Below are 576 nucleotides of genomic sequence, written 5' to 3' on the forward strand. Positions count from 1 at the left end.
GAAACCCCGTATCAGCAAGACGCCGGCATGCTGGCGGAGCATTCGGTGATCAGCCAGTTCTCCCAGCGTTTCAGCACCCGCACCAGCAAGGTCACACGCCGGGACTATGACCTGAAGCGCCCGAGCCTGTTGCTGGAAAGTCGCTTCACTGCCGAGTTCCGCCCGGAACTTGAAGACTATCGCTACCCGCAGTTATTCGAGAGCGAAAAACGCGCCAAACAGCTCGCCCGGCAGGCGCTGGAGCGGCACCGAACCGATTACCAGTTGGCCGAGGGCGAAAGCGACCAGCCGACCCTGCGCAGTGGCCACTTTTTCAAGCTGAGCGAGCACCCGCGCGAAACCTACAACGATCTGTGGCTGCTGCTCGGTGTGACCCACTGCGGAAAACAACCCCAGGTGCTGGAAGAGTCAGTCACCAACGCGACCGAACCCGAAGACGGTTTTACCCAAGGCTATCGCAACCGCTTCAGCGCCATTCCCTGGGACGTGTTCTACCGGCCACCGCTGCCGGCACAAAGACCGGCGCTGGTCTGCCAGACCGCCCGCGTCACCGGCCCCGTCGGCGAAGAGATCTAC

The 576-nt window shown here is 62.3% G+C and carries 1 protein-coding gene; it reads left to right on the plus strand.

Translation table 11 applies throughout. The annotated features are described in order from the left end of the window. The coding region (locus tag AC1DHT_RS29280; RefSeq protein ID WP_442114862.1) for a contractile injection system protein, VgrG/Pvc8 family at positions 1–576 on the plus strand (576 nt) is incomplete at both ends.

This window comes from Pseudomonas sp. 05N432 (assembly GCF_056396945.1).